Genomic DNA, 16921 nt, shown 5'->3' with positions numbered 1-16921 from the left:
ACTTTCCATTGTGTGGGATTACAACTTTTGTACTTTAAATATAAACTTTGTAGAGCCTGCCTTGCAAGCTCTTTACCCCAACGGATTAAAATTGTCAAGTTTCAAGAGTGGCAGAGTCATTCACCGCCACCGATGAAGGTCGCACCGAAATATCTCAGTCCTGGATGCAAAAGCTCGCTGAGGAACGAGCTTACGGAAAGAAACAGCATGGAATTCAAAAGGTTAACTCAGAAATCTGGTTTCTACCTCTAGGATTGTATCTGCTGCTAGTGGGATCGGAGAATGGTCGATCGACAATCCGCAGCTTTTTCAGATATGGGAGCAAAAAAAAGCTCCTGCCGTTAAGCAGGAGCCTTTTTTGATTAGACAATCAAATCAGGAATAAACTCGATCGATTAGTCTAAGTCTGGCATAGCCAGCACTGGTTCATTTTCGCGATCGATACCCTTCTCAAAGCCAGCGACAGCCGCGCGAGCGCGACCAGCGTGCCACAAGTGGCCGACCAAGAAGAAGAAACCCATCACAAAGTGGAAACAGGACAGCCAAGAACGAGGAGAAGTGAAGTTAAACGAGTTAACTTCAGTCGCCACACCGCCCACAGAGTTCAAAGAACCCAAAGGAGCGTGAGTCATGTACTCAGCCGCGCGCCGAGCTTGCCAAGGCTGAATGTCATTCTTGATTTTGTTCAAGTCCAAACCGTTAGTACCGCGTAAGGGCTCCAACCAAGGGCCTTGGAAATCCCAGAAACGCATCGTTTCACCGCCGAAAATGATTTCGCCAGTAGGAGAGCGCATCAGGTATTTACCCAGACCGGTGGGGCCTTGTGCAGAACCGACGTTAGCACCCAAGCGTTGGTCGCGGATCAGGAAGGTCAAAGCTTGCGCTTGAGAAGCTTCCGGGCCCGTCGGGCCGTAGAATTCGCTGGGGTAAGCAGTGTTGTTGAACCAGACAAAGCAGCAAGCGATGAAGCCCATCAGGGACAAAGCGCCCAAGCTGTAAGACAGGTAAGCTTCGCCAGACCAGATTAAGGCGCGGCGAGCCCAGCCGAAAGGCTTGGTCAAAATGTGCCAAACACCGCCAGCGATACAAATCAGGCCCAGCCAGATGTGACCGCCGATGATGTCTTCCATGTTGTTGACGCTGACAATCCAGCCTTCGCCACCAAAAGGAGAGCGCACCAAGTAGCCAAAAATCACAGCCGGATTCAGAGTGGGGTTCGTGATAATACGCACGTCGCCGCCGCCCGGAGCCCAAGTGTCATAGACACCGCCGAAAAACATGGCCTTAGCTACCAACAGCAAGCAACCGCCACCCAACAAAATTAGGTGATAGCCGATGATGTTGGTCATCTGGTTCTTGTCTTTCCAGTCGTAGCCGAAGAAAGAAGAGTATTCTTCGAGAACTTCCGGGCCGCGAACGGCGTGATAAATGCCGCCCAAACCGAGAACTGCAGATGAAATCAAGTGAAGAACGCCGACTACGAAGAACGGGAAGATATCAGTGACTTCACCGCCGGGGCCTACACCCCAACCCAAAGTAGCGACGTGGGGCATCAAAATTAAGCCCTGTTCGTACATGGGCTTTTCTGGGATAAAGTGAGCGACTTCAAACAAAGTCATTGCACCGGCCCAGAACACGATCAAACCAGAGTGAGCGACGTGTGCGCCCAGCAGTTTGCCGGAGAGATTGATTAAACGAGCGTTGCCAGACCACCAAGCGAACCCGGAGGATTCTTGGTCGCGACCGCTTGCGTAGGAATTAGAGAGCGTTACCACCCGGTAGAACCTCCAACGATTTTAGATTTTGGATTTTGGGTTTTTTTGTTCCCCAGTAGGACACGGGAGTACCGCACCTGCGCCGGGGAATTGGGATTTGGATTTCAGATTAATTTAAAAAAAGTAAATTAATCTGAAATCCAAATCCTGATTTTTTTAAAGTGCGTTACCGCGAGGCAGAACTTCTTCAGGGAAGATGAAGTTTTCGTGAGGTTGGTCTGTCGGAGCCATCCAAGCACGAATGCCTTCGTTAAGCAGAATGTTCTTAGTGTAGAACGTTTCAAACTCAGGATCTTCAGCAGCGCGTAATTCTTGTGATACGAAGTCATAGGCGCGCAGGTTTAATGCTAAACCGACGATGCCAATGGAGCTCATCCACAAGCCTGTGACAGGTACGAACAGCATGAAGAAGTGTAACCAGCGTTTGTTGGAGAAGGCAATTCCGAAGATTTGCGACCAAAAGCGGTTAGCTGTAACCATCGAGTAGGTTTCTTCTGACTGAGTTGGGTTGAAGGCGCGGAAGGTGTTTGAGCCTTCGCCGTCTTCAAACAAGGTGTTTTCTACGGTTGCACCGTGGATAGCGCACAACAGCGCACCGCCCAAGATGCCTGCAACGCCCATCATGTGGAAGGGGTTGAGCGTCCAGTTGTGGAAGCCTTGCAGGAATAGCAAAAAGCGGAAAATTGCTGCGACGCCGAAACTGGGGGCGAAGAACCAGCCTGATTGACCCAAGGGGTAAAGCAGGAACACCGAAACAAACACGGCGATGGGGCCGGTGAATGCTAGGGCGTTGTAGGGACGGATGCCGACTAAACGGGCGATTTCAATCTGACGCAGGCAAAAGCCGATCAGTGCGAAGGCGCCGTGGAGGGCGACAAATGTCCACAGCCCACCGAGTTGGAACCAGCGAGTGAAGTCCCACTGTGCTTCGGGGCCCCACAGGAACAGCAGGGAGTGTCCGAGGCTGTTGGCTGGGGTGGAGACTGCTACGGTGAGGAAGTTGGCTCCTTCGAGGTAGGAGCTTGCCAAACCGTGGGTGTACCAAGATGTGACGAAGGTGGTGCCTGTTAACCAGCCACCGATGGCTAGGTAGGCGCAGGGGAATAGCAGGATGCCAGACCAGCCTACGAAGACGAAGCGATCGCGTTTGAGCCAGTCGTCGAGGACATCAAAGATGCCTCTTTCGTTCTGGGCGCGTCCGACTGCGATTGTCATTGGGGTAAAATCCTTTTGCTTGTTAAAAGACCAAGGTTTCTAATTAAAGTTAACATAACTATATATTAGAAGTTCATAATTTTTCAACTAGAACAGTAGAGTTCCCCCACTAGAGGCGTAGTCGATGAAAGCGTGGTTGAGAGGAAGGCCATCTTGGTTGACGATGCTCAGCAACAATCCAACTGACCCTTCGTCGCCAAGCGGCGAGGTGGCGGTGGTTGAGGAGTTGATACACAATCCCGATCAGTCGATCGCGATCGCCTCAGCGAAGCGTCACGCTCGGTGGACTAATTGAATTAAGATTTGGCTTTAAGGCTGTTTAATTTTATGACTGCAAAAACAATGACCTCGATCGATCCTGTCCTGCGCTACCCGGTTTTGGGCTCCCGCCGCTTCAGCAATTACTGGTGGGCGACGGTGGTCAGCATTGGAGGGACTGGTTTCCTGCTGTCGGGCATTTCCAGCTACTTGCACGTTAACCTGCTGCCTTTTGCTGACCCGACTCAGCTTGTTTTCATCCCCCAAGGCATTGCGATGGGTTTCTACGGTGTCTGTGGCGTGCTGTTGGCGCTTTACCTGTGGCTGACTATTCTCTGGGATGTCGGTGGCGGTTACAACGAGTTCGATCGACAAACTGGTAACATTCGGATCTTTCGCTGGGGATTTCCCGGCAAAAACCGCAAAGTTGATTTTACTTGCAAGACATCGGACGTGCAATCTGTGCGGGTGGACATTAAAGAAGGTCTCAATCCCCGCCGCAGTATTTATCTTAAGCTCAAAGACCGCCGTCAGTTTCCCCTGACTAGAGTCGGACAGCCGATTGCTTTGTCTGAAGTGGAAAATCAAGCGGCCGAATTGGCTCGATTTTTGCAAGTTCCCCTAGAAGGACTTTAGGGATTTTCGATTGGCGATTTGATATCTGAGATTGGTAATGTCTCGTAGGGTGCGCCGGGCCGCGCACCTTACCTACCTGGTAAGTGAAAAAGATTGATCGGCGAGTAAGCCCGTTACCAATTTTGGAATCTATCAATTAACCATACTTGCGAAAGTTTTTGATTGCCAACCGTAGAATAAGGGTTTCAAGGCTCCAAAGCAAGTTCGCTATCCAAGGAAAATCGCTGGTTTTAGACTACGAACTAAAAACAGTTCGGACTATTGAATTAAAATCTTTAGTTGCAAAGTCCGTAATTGACTCAAAGTGAAAATACAAATGCAAATGCAAATCAAAATTCAGCGGTGGTTGTTCTCACTTTTAATAATTGGCGCGTTGTTTGTCGGAGGATGCAGTAGTTCCCCTGTGGCAAACTCGACTCCGACACCGAATCCGGTGTCGGGTGAAAATATTTCTTTGTCTCCGTCTCCTTCTCCTGCTGCTGTAGCGGCGAGTTCGCAATTTAGCAATTTGCCACGATTGCAAGGAAAAGCAACGGTGGTGATGACGGTTAAAGGTGCTCCAATTACGATCGAGCTCGACGGCACAAATGCGCCAATTACTGCGGGCAATTTTGTCGATTTGGTTCAGAAAGGAGTCTACGACGGGCTGGTATTTCACCGAGTCGTGCGGGAACCTCAGCCTTTTGTAGTTCAGGGCGGCGACCCCCAGGGTAAAGACCCTAAATTCCCTACGGCGCGGCTGGGAACTGGTGGTTTTATTGACCCGAAAACTACTGTAGAACGCAGGATTCCTCTGGAAATTAAAGCTAAAGGTGCTGCCAATCCGACTTACAGCGCGACGCTACAAGAAGCTGGGGTTAAGGAAAAACCCGTGTTGATGCACAGTCGTGGGGCTGTTGCTATGGCTCGATCGCAAAGTCCTGATTCGGCTTCTTCTCAGTTTTACATTACTTTGACCGATGTACCGTTTTTGGACGGTAGCTATGCGGTTTTTGGGTACGTGAAGCAAGGGATGGATGTGATTGATAAGATTGAAGCGGGCGATCGCATTGAGAAGGCTACTGTTACTCAGGGTTTGGAAAATTTTAAGCCGGTTAGCTGAAGGTAGTCATTAGTGATTAGTCATTAGTGATTAGTCATTAGTGATTAGTCATTAGTGATTAGTCATTAGTCATTAGTCATATCAAATCCGGTAGCATCGGAATTAATCTTACCCACAGTCAGGACACGGCACTGCCGTGTCCCTACAATTAATCTGGCGCGCAAGAAACGGCACTGCCGTGTCCTCTATACCATTCCGGTGTAACCGGAATAGATATCATTAGTCATCAGTCATTAGTCATTAGTGAATGGATGTTGTTGTTACTGGAATTGGTCTAGTTTCGAGTTTAGGCAGTCTGGAAACTAGCTGGATAAGACTGCTGTCTGCAGAGTCGGGAATTCGGGAACATCAACCTTTTCTAAAAATTGAGCCGCAACCTTTGGCTTTAATTCGCACAAAACCTGCGGATTTAATAACTTTAATTCGGCAGGTTTTAGCAGATGCTTTGCAAGATGCTAATTTGACTTTGCCTTTGCCAGATTGCGGGATTGCGATCGGTTCTAGCCGAGGTTTCCAGGCAAATTTGGAACTGTTGGCGAGGGAAGGAAGAGGGAAGAAGGAAGAAGGAAGTTCAGCAACGAGCACTGTACAAGATGTAACGGATGGATGGAAGACCGAAGTTGGAAGACCGAAGTTGGAAGAAGGAAGAGGGGAGAAGGAAGAGGAAAGAGAATTCTCAATTACCGATTCTCAATTCCCTATGCCCCATGTCCTATGCCCCATGCCCCATGCCCTATGCCCGATTCCCAATTCTCAATTTGTGAATTTTTTGCCTCACATGGGGGCGATGGCGGCGGCGAGGGCAATTGGCTCAATGGGGCCGGTGCTGGCGCCGATGGCTGCTTGTGCGACCGGCCTACAGTCGATCGCCCGTGCTGTTGATTTAATCCGCACTGGTGAGTGTCAGCGGGCGATCGCAGGTGCTGTGGAAGCGCCTATCACACCGCTTACTCTGGCTGGATTTAGCCGGATGGGTGCTTTGGCAAACAATGGGTGCTATCCCTTTGATGAAAATCGGGAAGGCTTTGTGCTCGGTGAAGGCGGGGCTTTATTTGTATTAGAATCTGCCGAGTTGGCAAGGCGTCGTGGCGCTAAAATTTACGGTCGAGTTTCCGGTTTTGGCTTGACAAATGATGCTTGCCATGCTAATGCCCCGGAGCTGGGGGGGAAAAGTGCGATCGCGGCGGTAAATCAATGTTTGAAACGCAGCAATTTATCGGCGATTGATATAGATTTTATTCATGCTCACGGTACTGCAACTGAGTTAAACGACCGACACGAAGCACTGTTAATTGAGAAGTTATTTCACCCAGGAGTTGCTGTTAGTTCGACTAAGGGGGCGACGGGTCATACTTTGGGAGCTTCGGGAGCTTTGGGCGTGGCTTTTTGTTTGATGAGTATTAAATATCAGATGTTGCCGCCTTGCGTGGGAATGAAAAAACCGGGGTTTGAATTAGATTTTGTTCGCTGTGCGCGATCGGCTATTGTCAGAAATGCGGTTTGTTTAAGTTTTGGCTTTGGCGGGCAGAATGCTGCGATCGTTTTAGCGGGCGATCGTTAATTTTTGTAAACTCGGTCGATCGGCATTTAAATTACACGATCTCTCTACAGTTAAAATCTTCTGAGGAGGCCGGAGAACCCCCGCACATCCAATTTAAATCTCAAAAATACTACAATACTTATGTATTTTAGTCAATTAACTGAGAATTTTGGTGAGATTGCTGGTGCTGCTATGCTAGTCTGGCTCTGCATCCCGACGCTAATCCTTGCGTCAAAGCCTCGGAGGCTAGAAAAGAGAGCCAGATTAAAGCAGTATTGTATTTTATTAACGCACCGATGGTGATCAGCGAAAATAGAAGAAAGAAACTGTTTAAATTAAGTCTCAGGTATTTTCACATGGATCTGGCCTCTCATCGATTTATGTCTTATTTTGAACCAGAGCAAGCTGCTCACCTTTGCCAAATAGCTGTTTTGGAGAGTTTTGCTGAGGAAACGCTGGTTTTTGAAGAAGGAGAAACAGCGGATTTTTTATATCTAGTTTTAGAAGGTAAAGTCGAGTTTAGCAAGCGGATCGAAAATCATAAATATCAAACTGTTGCTGTCGCTAACCCAGACGATTATTTTGGCGAACTCGGAGTTTTAGACGGAGAGCCTCGCAGTGCTAGAGCTGTGGCAGTTACCGGCTCGACTTTGGCCAAAATAGACCGTGAAGAACTAATAACAACTCTCCAGTTTGCTAAAGGCAGTTCGGTACTGCAAATGTTTAGTTTCATTACTAAAAATTTACGGGATACCACGGATCAATATGTTAGCCAGTTGGTACACAAACAAAAAATGGTATTGGTAGGAGAAATGGTGAGTACAATTATTCACGATTTCAAAAGTCCTTTTACCGGAATTAAACTCTCCAGTGAAGTGCTCAAAGAAATGCACCCGGATGAGGAAACTCAGGAGTGGTGCGAACTTATTCAATTGCAGGTTCAGCGAATGTTGGGGATGGCTGAAGAAGTGTTAGAATTTTCGCGCGGCAATTCTGTATTAAATAAAAAACCAGTTAATCTAATTCAGACGTTGCAGCAGTTTCAAAAGTTGAACCGAGTTTATTTTGAAGCAGCAAAAGTAGATTTGGTAGTACGGGTGACAGAAGTGATAGTGGAAGCGGATGAAAATAAGATTTTGCGCGTTTTACAAAATTTAGTTGGGAATGCTGTTGAGGCTTTTGGCGGACGAGGGGGGCGGGTGGAGATTGCTGCGTGGCAAAGTGAGGATTGGGCAGAAATTAGCATTTACGATAACGGCCCCGGCATTCCACCTGCAATTAAGGAAAAGTTATTTGAACCGTTTGTGACCTATGGTAAACGGACTGGTACTGGGTTGGGAACGGCAATTGTTAAGTCGATGGTTGAGGCTCACAAAGGGCAAATTACTTATGAGTCGGAGGACGGAAAAGGGACAACTTTTTACATCCGCTTGCCGAAAACCGAGGCTTTAGCAGATCAAAATTAAGTAGGTTAGAAGATATATACTGAGGACTTTTTCACTAAGCCTCAGAGACTTGGTTGATGAGTAGATATTTTGTAATCAAACAATATTTTTCTAAGAAACCGGCTGGAAGAGCGTAAGTCCTAATACTGTGTAGCGACTTGCAGAATAAAGTAGAATTGAATTAACGAAATGCTAAAAATCTGATGCCAGTTACTATTCAAACCTTACCCACAGAAGTTATCAATTTAATTGCCGCCGGCGAAGTGATTGACTCGATCGCCGCAGCGGTACGAGAATTAGTTGAAAATTCTCTGGATGCTGGCGCAACTCGCATCGTTGTTTCTGTCTGGCCCGAACAGTGGCGGGTGCAAGTTGCAGATAATGGTACAGGAATGGATCTGGAAAATTTGCGGCAGGCGGCTTCCCCTCACAGTACGAGCAAAATTACCACTGAAGCTGACCTTTACAAAATTGATACTTTGGGATTTCGTGGGGAAGCTTTGCACAGTTTAGCTCAGTTGGGCTGTTTGGAGGTTTTGAGCCGATCGAATGATTTGGGATTAGGGGATTTTTCGGAAAATCGAGATTCGGCGCAAACCCCCGCTAAATCTTCCTTTAACAAGGGGGGAGTTGAAAATGCTCGATCGGGCTGGCGGGTGGTTTACAATAACGCAGGCGTTGCTGTAGAGCTGGAAACAGCGGCGATCGCTCCTGGTACGGTGGTGACTGTTGATAATTTGTTTGGCAATTGGCCTGTGCGCCGCAGTTTTTTGTCGCCGGCACAGCAAATGCGATCGATCCAATTAACCCTTCAGCAAATTGCTATTTGTCACCCGCACGTTAATTGGCAGTTGCGTCAAGGAAATACGCCTTGTTTGCACGTAACTCCTGGTAGCACAGCGGAACAACTTTTACCTCAATTCGTGCGGGGAATTCGCTTGAATGATTTGCAGTATTTAAAAGTAAATTTGCCTTCATTTCCTGAAAGGAATAAATCGCCAGATTATTTCGCACACACGCAATTGTTTTTGTCAAAAACACAGCCGAGTTACCCATGCCCAATTCCCGATGCCCAATGCCCAATGCCCAATGCCCCATGCCCAATTCCCAATTCCCAGTTTTTAGAATTAGTAATTGGTTTGCCCGATCGCTGTCACCGCAGGCGGCCGGATTGGGTGAAGGTTGGGGTAAATCGGCGAGTTGTGCGATCGCCCGAATTAGAGCAAACTATTCTCAGCGCCTTTGCCCGCACTTGTCCGCGCGATCGCTATCCCGTGTGTTTTGTTCACCTGCAAATCTCCCCTTCGGAAATCGACTGGAACCGCCACCCGGCTAAGGTTGAAATTTATCTGCACGATCCGAGTTTTTGGCAAGAACAAGTTAGCGCGGCAATTGCTCGTGCTTTGCACCTGAACGATGAAGTTTTGCCGTCTGCCCCAATTCCCGATCGAGTGGGAAAATTGCTGAAGGCATCGGAACAAAAAAGTGCTTACAGTGTCGGGATTTCGGCTATACAAAATGAGGAAGGCGACGAACAGGAAAAAGCTAATAAAATAGGATTGATGGAATTGAGGGCGATCGCTCAAGTTCACAATACTTACATTGTTGCAGAACATTCCAGCGGCATGTGGTTGGTGGAACAACACATCGCTCACGAGCGCGTTTTATACGAGCAATTATGCGCGGCTTGGCAGCTAAAATATCTGGAAAAACCAGTAATTCTCAGTCAATTATCGGCGCTGCAAATTGAGAATTTATCCCGCTTGGGTTTGGAAGTAGAAAGTTTTGGCGAACAGCTATGGGCTGCCCGCGAAGTTCCTGAATTGTTAGCCGAGCGAGATGACTGTGCGGATGCGCTGTTTGAGCTCAGTAAAGTCGCAGATTTACAAGCGGCTCAAGTTGCGACTGCTTGCCGTAGCGCTATGCGAAACGGTACTCCTTTGAGTCTTTCCCAAATGCAAAATTTGTTGGATGAATGGCAGCAAACTCGCAATCCGCGCACTTGTCCTCACGGCCGCCCTATCTATTTTGCTTTGGAAGAATCGACTCTGGCTCGGATTTTTCGCCGCAGTTGGGTGATTGGTAAAAGTCACGGGATTTGAAAGTTCATTTGACATCCGAGGGCGTTCACGTCAATCTGGCTCGATCGAAAAAAACATCGTGAAGCTTTATTAAAAATAGGGGCTGATTTAGATAAAACAACTTAGAATATATTAAAATTTAAATAATGCAGTGTTTTTAATATCTTTTGGGCAACAGGCAAGATGCCTGTTCCACAAGAAAAAATGCCTCTATTACCAGCATAAAAAGTTTCATTGTACTACAAAAAGCTGCAACAGGCAAGATGCCTGTTCCACAAGAAAAAGTTCCTGCTTTACCATGAAAAAGGTTAATTATACTACAAAAAAATGCCGATTTACCCGAATAATCTTTGTTGTGGAACAGGCATCTTGCCTGTTCATGATATTAGTCCAATAAGTAAATTAAAAATAAATCAATAAATATGGATTTTCCGATCGCCCGACAACTCTTTTATCGAGAAATAAATCAGCCTGATGGCTCGATTGACCTGGCGAAAGCTGCTCTTTACATGGCTTTGGAAGAATACCCAAATTTAGATCCACACGAGTATCTCAACGCTCTCGACACGATCGCAGATGAGGTGCGCTCACGCCTGCCGGCACAGAATTATCCGCTGCGGATTATTCAAACTATTAATAGCTATTTATACGGGGAGTTGCAGTTTGGGGGCAATGATGCGGATTATTACGACCCCCGCAATAGCTTTTTGAATGAAGTGATCGATCGGCGTACTGGCATTCCCATCTCTTTATCTTTGGTTTATTTGGAGGTTGCTAAGCGCATTGATTTTCCGATGGTGGGAATTGGGATGCCAGGACATTTTTTAATTAGACCGGATTTTGAAGATGCTGGTATTTTTGTTGATGCGTTTAACGGCGGCGAAATCTTGTTTCCTGAAGATTGTCAAGCCAGACTTTCTCAAATTTATGGTCAACCTATGGAGTTGCAGCCGGCTTTTCTCGCCCCGGTAAGTCGCCGACATTTGTTGGGGCGAATGCTGGGAAATCTGAAGGCGATTTACTTGCAACAGGGAGATGCTGTGAGGGTACTCTGGGCGATCGAAAGGATTTTGCTGCTGTTTCCCGAGGCGCTGGGGGAACGGCGCGATCGCGGAATTCTCTATTATCAACTGGGACGCTTGGTCGAAGCGCGCCACGATTTGGAACTATACCTGAGAAATGCTCCGAATGCTCCTGATGCTGCTAGAATTCGCCAATTGGTCGATCGGCTCGATCGGGATCTGTGAACGTGAACAAACCTGACGGTCAACTGAGTACAGTTAGACTGCAGGCTTCTTTTTCCTTTTTTTTCTCATGCTTTTTATAGTGAGGTAGTTCCACCCCCACTTGCTAATATAGTATCAGAGTATTTCCCGATCATGAAGGGGTATAAAAGAATAATTGTCGCTTTGGGTCCCTACACCCGACGAGCCTTTCATCACGCGGGCGTAATTTATTCGGGCTACGGGGCTCCGCGCTCAGATTAATCCCCTCTAAATATACGCCCGGGACTTCCCGGCTGGTAGTTAAATTTGGTATATGTCGCACAGCACACTATAAGACATAAAAGTGAGACTCAATAAACTGCTGACCGACGACCAAATTTCGCTTTTATAATTTTTGCAAAGGTATCTAAAATTGTCAAACAGCTAATTATAACATATTAATTCTCAATTAATACCTATCTTTTGATAGGTTAAATTTGCTTGACATGACTGTAAAATCATAGGTCATTTACCGAACTTCCGAGTCCACTTTCCCGACTGATACCCGCACTGATACCTGCACTGATACCCGCAATGACGAGCGATCGAAAAAGTATTTTGACGTAAAGAGGCACAAACTCATGAACTTTCAGTTTCAACAAGGTTATCTCAACGGAATGCAACCGCTGTCAGCCAATTTAACCAAAAGAATGTCAAAGTCTTTATCATTTGGTTTGGCGCTTTTGTTGGGAACAAGTGCAGTATTCCTAAGCAGCGGCAAAGCCTTGGCATTAGATAATGTCACCGTAAAATACGGTGCTGTTGACGTAACATTACCGATGAGCGACTTACAAAGCTTTGCACAAACCGGCAAACCATCATCTCAACTGCAAAGCGTTCTGAGTCTTGCGAAACAAACTCCCGAGTCGGTGCGCCAAATATTAACGCAAGAAGTCCCTTTAGATTCCCAATTAGTAGCGGGGCTGGCAAATACTTATTTTGGGGAAATTGTTTTCAAACAATTGGGGGAGGTTGCTTATACGCCGGCCACTCGTCTTCAAAGCGCGCCCGCACTGCGCGATGCTTTAGTCGCAGCTTCCAAAGATGGCAAAATATCGCTGATTGAAGTGATGCAAAATTACGGCCCTGCGGCCTTAGAAGTTGACGGGAATCAAGCTATGGCTATTTACCAACGAGTGATTAAAGACTTGCAAAATTTGCAAGCTATGTATCAGAATTCCCCTGCTTTGCAAAATACCGCCGGCCAAGCGGTGAATTCGGCCCGACAAATGATTTGTCAGCCCAGTCCATCAGGAAGTGCGAAATAAATAACTGAAGTTGGAGGGAATTGGGAATTGGGAATTGGGAATTGGGAATTGGGAATTGGGAATTGGGAATTGGTGCTTTTTTTCCTATTAGCTCTAGCTTTCAGCTATTACCAATTACTCATGACCAATTACCAATTATTCGGCTACGCGAGGGTAATAGTTTCCCAGGGAGCATCTCATATTTGCAAAAACACTTCTTTCTTCTTCCTTCTGACTCTTTTCTCCTGGCTCCTGACTCCTGACTCCTAATTCCAATTTCGAGCTTTGCTGCTTTCATTGAGATGCTCCCGTTTCCCATTACCCATTATCCATTACCCCTTACCCATTCTTTGAGATAGTTGCTCGGCTACCCGCTTGAGTCGGCGGAGTTGGTCTTTCATATCTTTTTCCGTCCAAGGGGCGGCAAAGCGATTGAAACCAAATCTAATTAAACGATTGGGAATTTGAAATTCAAAGCGGTTAATCAAGAGAGTTCCTTGGATTTGCGGCTGGCATTCCCAACGATCGCATCCTTTGAAAAATCCGTCAAACCCCCAAACAATTAAACCTGGTTGTCGCTCCAACACAACACTCTCTAAAGAGGGTTGCAAAACAGGAATTTTTATGATAAACAAGCTGCGACTTCCTACGGCAGTATCCCATTCGCCCTGGGGATCGCAGCGTAGCAAGGGATTGAGCCACTTGTGCATTAAAGTACGATCGACTATACAGCGCTCCACCAGAGTAGCAGCAGCCTGAATTTCAATGGATTGCTCGAAAACTTGACGAATTGACATGAGAACCTGCAACAACGAGGGTATTACAAAACTTTGCTTACTTGATAGTCCTTTATTTACTTGTAACGTCAATTTTTCCAGAAATTAAAAGATTGACACACTCATAAATACAGTGTATCATCTTCAAATAAAGTATATATACTGATTATGGAGTTAGTCGAAAGGCACATCATTAAACCAAATCATAGGTTTTATCGAGAAGGCGATCGACTGTCTTGGCTGTGCAAAAATCTTTACAATAGCGCTAACTACATCTACCGTCAAAACTTTTTCGCCAGCCAACAAACAAATGCTCTGGCTGTTTATCTCGCGCTCAAAATAAGTCCTGATTACAAAGCACTGCCCGCAAAGGTAGCACAAAGCACGATCGGCTTAGTCCTCAAAGCATGGACTAGCTATTATCTGGCGGTGCGAAACTATCAGGAATACCCAACTAAATTTAAAGCCGCCCCGAAAATCCCTCATTACAAAGGTTCAAGAGAGCGAAAAAGAGAGGACGGGCGCTATGTAGTTGTATTTAATTGTCAAGCTGTCAGCAAAAGAGCCTTAAAAAAAGGATATGCTCGTCCCTCTGGGACTAATATTTGGTTGCCCTCAAAAGTCAGCTCGATTCTGGAAATCCGGATTGTTCCCAAAGTAGGTTGTTATGTTGTCGAGGTGGTCTATGAAAAGTTAGAACAGCCTTTACAAGTTAATCAGAGAGCAGCAGCCATAGATTTAGGATTAAACAATCTGGCAACATTAACTTACAATGTTCCTGGGTTAGTACCGACAATCTTCGATGGACGGGCTGTTAAGTCAACCAACCAATACTGCAATCAAGTTTCATCGGCATTGAAATCATTGCTGCCCGCAGCGCAAAAAAACAGTAAAAAACTTGCCCCATTGTGGCACAAGCCTAACTGTAAAGTGGATTACTACCTCCACACGACGAGTTCCGCAATTATTAAAGAACTCGTTAATCATCAAAGGGGCTTGCTAGCGATAGGCTGGAACCATGATTTTCAAGATGGGATTAATACTGGTAAGGTTAATAATCAAAATTTTGCCTGTATTCCCCATCGCCGATTCGTGCAAATGTTGCAGTACAAAGGACAACTTGCGGGAATTAAAGTTGTGTTAGTTGAGGAGAGTTACACATCCAAATGTTCAGCTTGGGATTTGGAACCAATTCAACAACATTCCGACTACATTGGCAGTAGGGTAAAAAGAGGATTGTTCAGAACCCAAACTGGACACTTCATAAAGGCCGATGTAAACGGTTCTTTGAATATTGGCACAAAAGCAGTCGGAGATGGGTTGATCCCAAATTCGATAGAGGGTTTTGTAGTTAACCCAGTACATTAAAAGTGTACAAACATTAAATTTAGGCGATGTCTAGATTTTTTGGAACTATTATTAAAGTTTCGTCTTCTCCTTGTCAAATGTGACGTTAACCTGAGAAAAAAATGAATGAAACTTGGCAAGAAATAACTCAACCGATATCGGGCCCCATAGCGGCTTTGTCCGATCGCCTTTTGGCACAGGCCCAGCCCGCAAATCCGCTGGCACAAGCCGAACGCGGAATTAACAATCTCTTTCAGGGCTCAAACATTGAAAATCTCCTCTGGGCCGTCGGTATCCTGCTAGTTGGCTTGATAGTATCAGCCGTCGTCTCATCTATAGTCGGGGGATTGCTCAAGAAGACGACGATCGACAATCGGCTGGCGGCTTGGATTACCGGCCGCCCGGAAGGAGCTGAAACCCCGCAAGTGGAAAAATGGATTTCCACAGCGGTGTTCTGGATCATTTTTATCTTTTTCCTAATTGCCTTTTTCGATCGCCTGAATCTAACGGCTGTCTCGCAACCGCTCAATACTTTTCTCAATCAAATTACCGGTTTCTTGCCGAAGTTAGCCGGCGCGCTAATTTGGTTGGGGATTGCTTGGGTGTTGGCGACAGTCGCCAAAATGGCCGTATCGCGCGTGATGCGGACTTTTAGCGTAGACGAGCGCTTGAATCAGGAGGTGGGCGCAGCGCCCACTGAGCGCCCTTTGCTGCTGAGCGATACTGTGGCGAATGCGCTGTACTGGTTCATTTTTCTGCTGTTTTTGCCGCTGATTCTCGACTCACTGGAAATGCAGCAGGCTCTGCTGCCGGTTAATAATTTACTCAACCAAATTCTGGCGGCAATTCCGAAAATTCTGGAAGCTGTGCTGATTGGGTTTGTGGGCTGGCTACTGGCTATGGTGGTGCGGCGGATTGTCACGAATCTGTTGGCTGCTGCTGGGGCGGACGGTTTGGGCGCTCGGTTTGGAATTTCGCGGACTTCTGGCGGACAATCGCTGTCGTGGATTGCCGGGACGATCGTCTATGTTTTGATTTTGATTCCAACCGCGATCGCAGCTCTCAACGCTTTGGACATTCAAGCGATTTCGCAGCCGGCAATCGCGATGCTCAACGACATTTTGGGCGCGGTACCCAAAATCTTCACGGCAGCCCTGATTCTGGCGCTTGCTTACATTTTGGGGCGCTGGGTAGGCGATTTGGTTACTAATATCCTGACCGGAATTGGCTTTAACAATGTCTTTTCTTGGTTGGGAGTGCAGGCACCGAAACAGTCGCTGAGGCTACCGCCAAGTTCGATCGATCCGGAGGCAACGATTCTTCAGGAACCGGAACTTCCGGCCCGCACACCTTCTGAGTTTGTCGGTATTGTGGTGCAGGTGGGCATCATCCTGTTTGCTGTGGTGGCAGCTACCGACGTGCTGCAAATTCCCGCGCTGACGGCGATTGTTAGCGGTATTGTCCTGGTTGCAGGTCGGGTGCTCGCCGGTTTGGTGGTATTTGCGATCGGCTTGTATTTGGCGAATCTGGCGTTTAGTTTGATTGCCAGTTCTGGAACTCGTCAAGCGCGGCTTTTGGGCCAAGCGGCTCGGATTGCTATTATTGCCTTTGTTTCGGCCTTGGCGCTGCAACAGATGGGCATTGGCAGCGATATTGTGAATTTGGCTTTCGGGCTGCTGCTTGGGGCGATCGCAGTTGGTATTGCTCTAGCTTTTGGTTTGGGCGGGCGCGAGATTGCGGCCGACCAAATTCGCGAATTGTTAGCGTCGTTTAAACAAGATAAGACGCCGCGTTCGTAACTCTATAAAATGGCGTTTGTCAAGTACAAACGCCATTTTTTTATGATTAATTTCATTGTAAGGGTCGCGAACCAATCGCAAAGCCTTTGAATTTGAGGATACAGCTATAGCAATCCTCGCATCATTTGCATAATTATTGTAGGGGCAATCCCACGCCCGGTTGCCCGATAGATAGGGGGTAGGCACTCTTAGCACTACCCGTACAAATTTATCTGAATCATTTAGGATTGCTATAGCGCGTCGCGTGAGAACCCCGGTCTTTCCCGCAGGGTATGAAACGCAGTTGCAGCCTTTAGGCTGCGAGTAATCTGTGTTATAATCTAACAATGCGGAACAAGTAGGCGTATCAACTACGTGTTGAACCATTCCTAGAACGGTGAAATTCCGGGCAGTAAGACACCCTCAGCATTTTTGACCGAAGAACGAGCCCGCCTG

Annotated in this window: 14 protein-coding genes; 11 read left to right on the top strand and 3 right to left on the bottom strand. The window is 46.9% G+C overall.

The window, feature by feature from the left end; genetic code table 11:
• The first annotated feature begins 107 nt into the window (after positions 1–107).
• Positions 108–362 carry a hypothetical protein gene (locus tag QUB35_RS02830; RefSeq protein ID WP_333139185.1) on the top strand — a complete coding sequence of 85 codons (255 nt, stop codon included), beginning with the start codon at positions 108–110 and terminating at the stop codon, positions 360–362.
• 33 nt (positions 363–395) lie between these two features.
• Here QUB35_RS02830 and psbC read toward each other — a convergent pair whose 3' ends face one another.
• Positions 396–1775 carry a photosystem II reaction center protein CP43 gene (psbC, locus tag QUB35_RS02825; RefSeq protein ID WP_333139183.1) on the bottom strand — a complete coding sequence of 460 codons (1380 nt, stop codon included), beginning with the start codon at positions 1773–1775 and terminating at the stop codon, positions 396–398.
• Positions 1776–1931: 156 nt separating this feature from the next.
• Positions 1932–2990, bottom strand: a complete 1059-nt coding sequence (gene psbD / locus QUB35_RS02820; RefSeq protein WP_333080069.1) for a photosystem II D2 protein (photosystem q(a) protein) — start codon at positions 2988–2990, stop codon at positions 1932–1934.
• Positions 2991–3114: 124 nt separating this feature from the next.
• Here psbD and QUB35_RS02815 point away from each other — a divergent pair, with 124 nt between their 5' ends.
• The 8 genes from QUB35_RS02815 to QUB35_RS02780 all read left to right on the top strand — a co-directional run bounded on the left by QUB35_RS02815 (position 3115) and on the right by QUB35_RS02780 (position 12585).
• Positions 3115–3285, top strand: coding sequence for a hypothetical protein (locus tag QUB35_RS02815; protein WP_333139181.1), 171 nt, complete (start codon positions 3115–3117; stop codon positions 3283–3285).
• Between the two features lie 32 nt (positions 3286–3317).
• The gene (locus tag QUB35_RS02810) at positions 3318–3884 is read left to right on the top strand and encodes a photosystem I assembly protein Ycf4 (protein WP_333139179.1); all 567 of its coding nucleotides are present in this window, start codon (positions 3318–3320) and stop codon (positions 3882–3884) included.
• 316 nt (positions 3885–4200) lie between these two features.
• A complete protein-coding gene (locus QUB35_RS02805) occupies positions 4201–4986 on the top strand; it encodes a peptidylprolyl isomerase (protein WP_445252062.1) in 786 nt (261 codons plus the stop codon).
• Between the two features lie 247 nt (positions 4987–5233).
• Positions 5234–6547 (top strand): beta-ketoacyl synthase N-terminal-like domain-containing protein, encoded by a 1314-nt coding sequence (locus QUB35_RS02800; protein ID WP_333139175.1) that lies wholly within the window; start codon positions 5234–5236, stop codon positions 6545–6547.
• 335 nt (positions 6548–6882) lie between these two features.
• Positions 6883–7992, top strand: a complete 1110-nt coding sequence (locus QUB35_RS02795; RefSeq protein ID WP_333139173.1) for an ATP-binding protein — start codon at positions 6883–6885, stop codon at positions 7990–7992.
• 182 nt (positions 7993–8174) lie between these two features.
• Positions 8175–10073, top strand: coding sequence for a DNA mismatch repair endonuclease MutL (gene mutL, locus QUB35_RS02790; RefSeq protein WP_333139172.1), 1899 nt, complete (start codon positions 8175–8177; stop codon positions 10071–10073).
• A 401-nt stretch (positions 10074–10474) separates the two neighbouring features.
• On the top strand, positions 10475–11299 hold the full coding sequence (locus QUB35_RS02785) for a SirB1 family protein (RefSeq protein WP_333139169.1): 825 nt from the start codon (positions 10475–10477) through the stop codon (positions 11297–11299).
• Between the two features lie 599 nt (positions 11300–11898).
• On the top strand, positions 11899–12585 hold the full coding sequence (locus tag QUB35_RS02780; RefSeq protein WP_333139167.1) for an alpha/beta hydrolase: 687 nt from the start codon (positions 11899–11901) through the stop codon (positions 12583–12585).
• 311 nt (positions 12586–12896) lie between these two features.
• Here QUB35_RS02780 and QUB35_RS02775 read toward each other — a convergent pair whose 3' ends face one another.
• Entirely contained in the window at positions 12897–13361 is a 465-nt protein-coding gene (locus QUB35_RS02775; protein WP_333139165.1) for an SRPBCC family protein, read from the bottom strand.
• A 147-nt stretch (positions 13362–13508) separates the two neighbouring features.
• Between QUB35_RS02775 and QUB35_RS02770 the strand changes: the two genes are divergently transcribed.
• Together QUB35_RS02770 and QUB35_RS02765 are read left to right on the top strand one after the other, a co-directional pair.
• A complete protein-coding gene (locus QUB35_RS02770; protein ID WP_333139163.1) occupies positions 13509–14708 on the top strand; it encodes a transposase in 1200 nt (399 codons plus the stop codon).
• 101 nt (positions 14709–14809) lie between these two features.
• On the top strand, positions 14810–16486 hold the full coding sequence (locus QUB35_RS02765; RefSeq protein WP_333139161.1) for a mechanosensitive ion channel: 1677 nt from the start codon (positions 14810–14812) through the stop codon (positions 16484–16486).
• Positions 16487–16921: the final 435 nt, after the last annotated feature.

This window comes from Microcoleus sp. B13-B6 (assembly GCF_036705405.1).
Classification (GTDB): Bacteria; Cyanobacteriota; Cyanobacteriia; order Cyanobacteriales; family Microcoleaceae; genus Microcoleus.
Note: the sequence above shows the minus strand (reverse complement) of the source record. Positions and strands in the feature narration are given on the sequence as shown.

Excerpts from the sequence above, each read along its gene's own strand:
- psbD (WP_333080069.1), bottom strand. The coding sequence starts at position 2,990 with ATGACAATCGCAGTCGGACGCGCCCAGAACGAAAGAGGCATCTTTGAT.
- QUB35_RS02815 (WP_333139181.1), top strand. The coding sequence starts at position 3,115 with ATGAAAGCGTGGTTGAGAGGAAGGCCATCTTGGTTGACGATGCTCAGC.
- QUB35_RS02810 (WP_333139179.1), top strand. The coding sequence starts at position 3,318 with ATGACTGCAAAAACAATGACCTCGATCGATCCTGTCCTGCGCTACCCG.
- QUB35_RS02805 (WP_445252062.1), top strand. The coding sequence starts at position 4,201 with ATGCAAATGCAAATCAAAATTCAGCGGTGGTTGTTCTCACTTTTAATA.
- QUB35_RS02800 (WP_333139175.1), top strand. The coding sequence starts at position 5,234 with ATGGATGTTGTTGTTACTGGAATTGGTCTAGTTTCGAGTTTAGGCAGT.
- QUB35_RS02795 (WP_333139173.1), top strand. The coding sequence starts at position 6,883 with ATGGATCTGGCCTCTCATCGATTTATGTCTTATTTTGAACCAGAGCAA.
- mutL (WP_333139172.1), top strand. The coding sequence starts at position 8,175 with ATGCCAGTTACTATTCAAACCTTACCCACAGAAGTTATCAATTTAATT.
- QUB35_RS02785 (WP_333139169.1), top strand. The coding sequence starts at position 10,475 with ATGGATTTTCCGATCGCCCGACAACTCTTTTATCGAGAAATAAATCAG.
- QUB35_RS02780 (WP_333139167.1), top strand. The coding sequence starts at position 11,899 with ATGAACTTTCAGTTTCAACAAGGTTATCTCAACGGAATGCAACCGCTG.
- QUB35_RS02775 (WP_333139165.1), bottom strand. The coding sequence starts at position 13,361 with ATGTCAATTCGTCAAGTTTTCGAGCAATCCATTGAAATTCAGGCTGCT.
- QUB35_RS02770 (WP_333139163.1), top strand. The coding sequence starts at position 13,509 with ATGGAGTTAGTCGAAAGGCACATCATTAAACCAAATCATAGGTTTTAT.
- QUB35_RS02765 (WP_333139161.1), top strand. The coding sequence starts at position 14,810 with ATGAATGAAACTTGGCAAGAAATAACTCAACCGATATCGGGCCCCATA.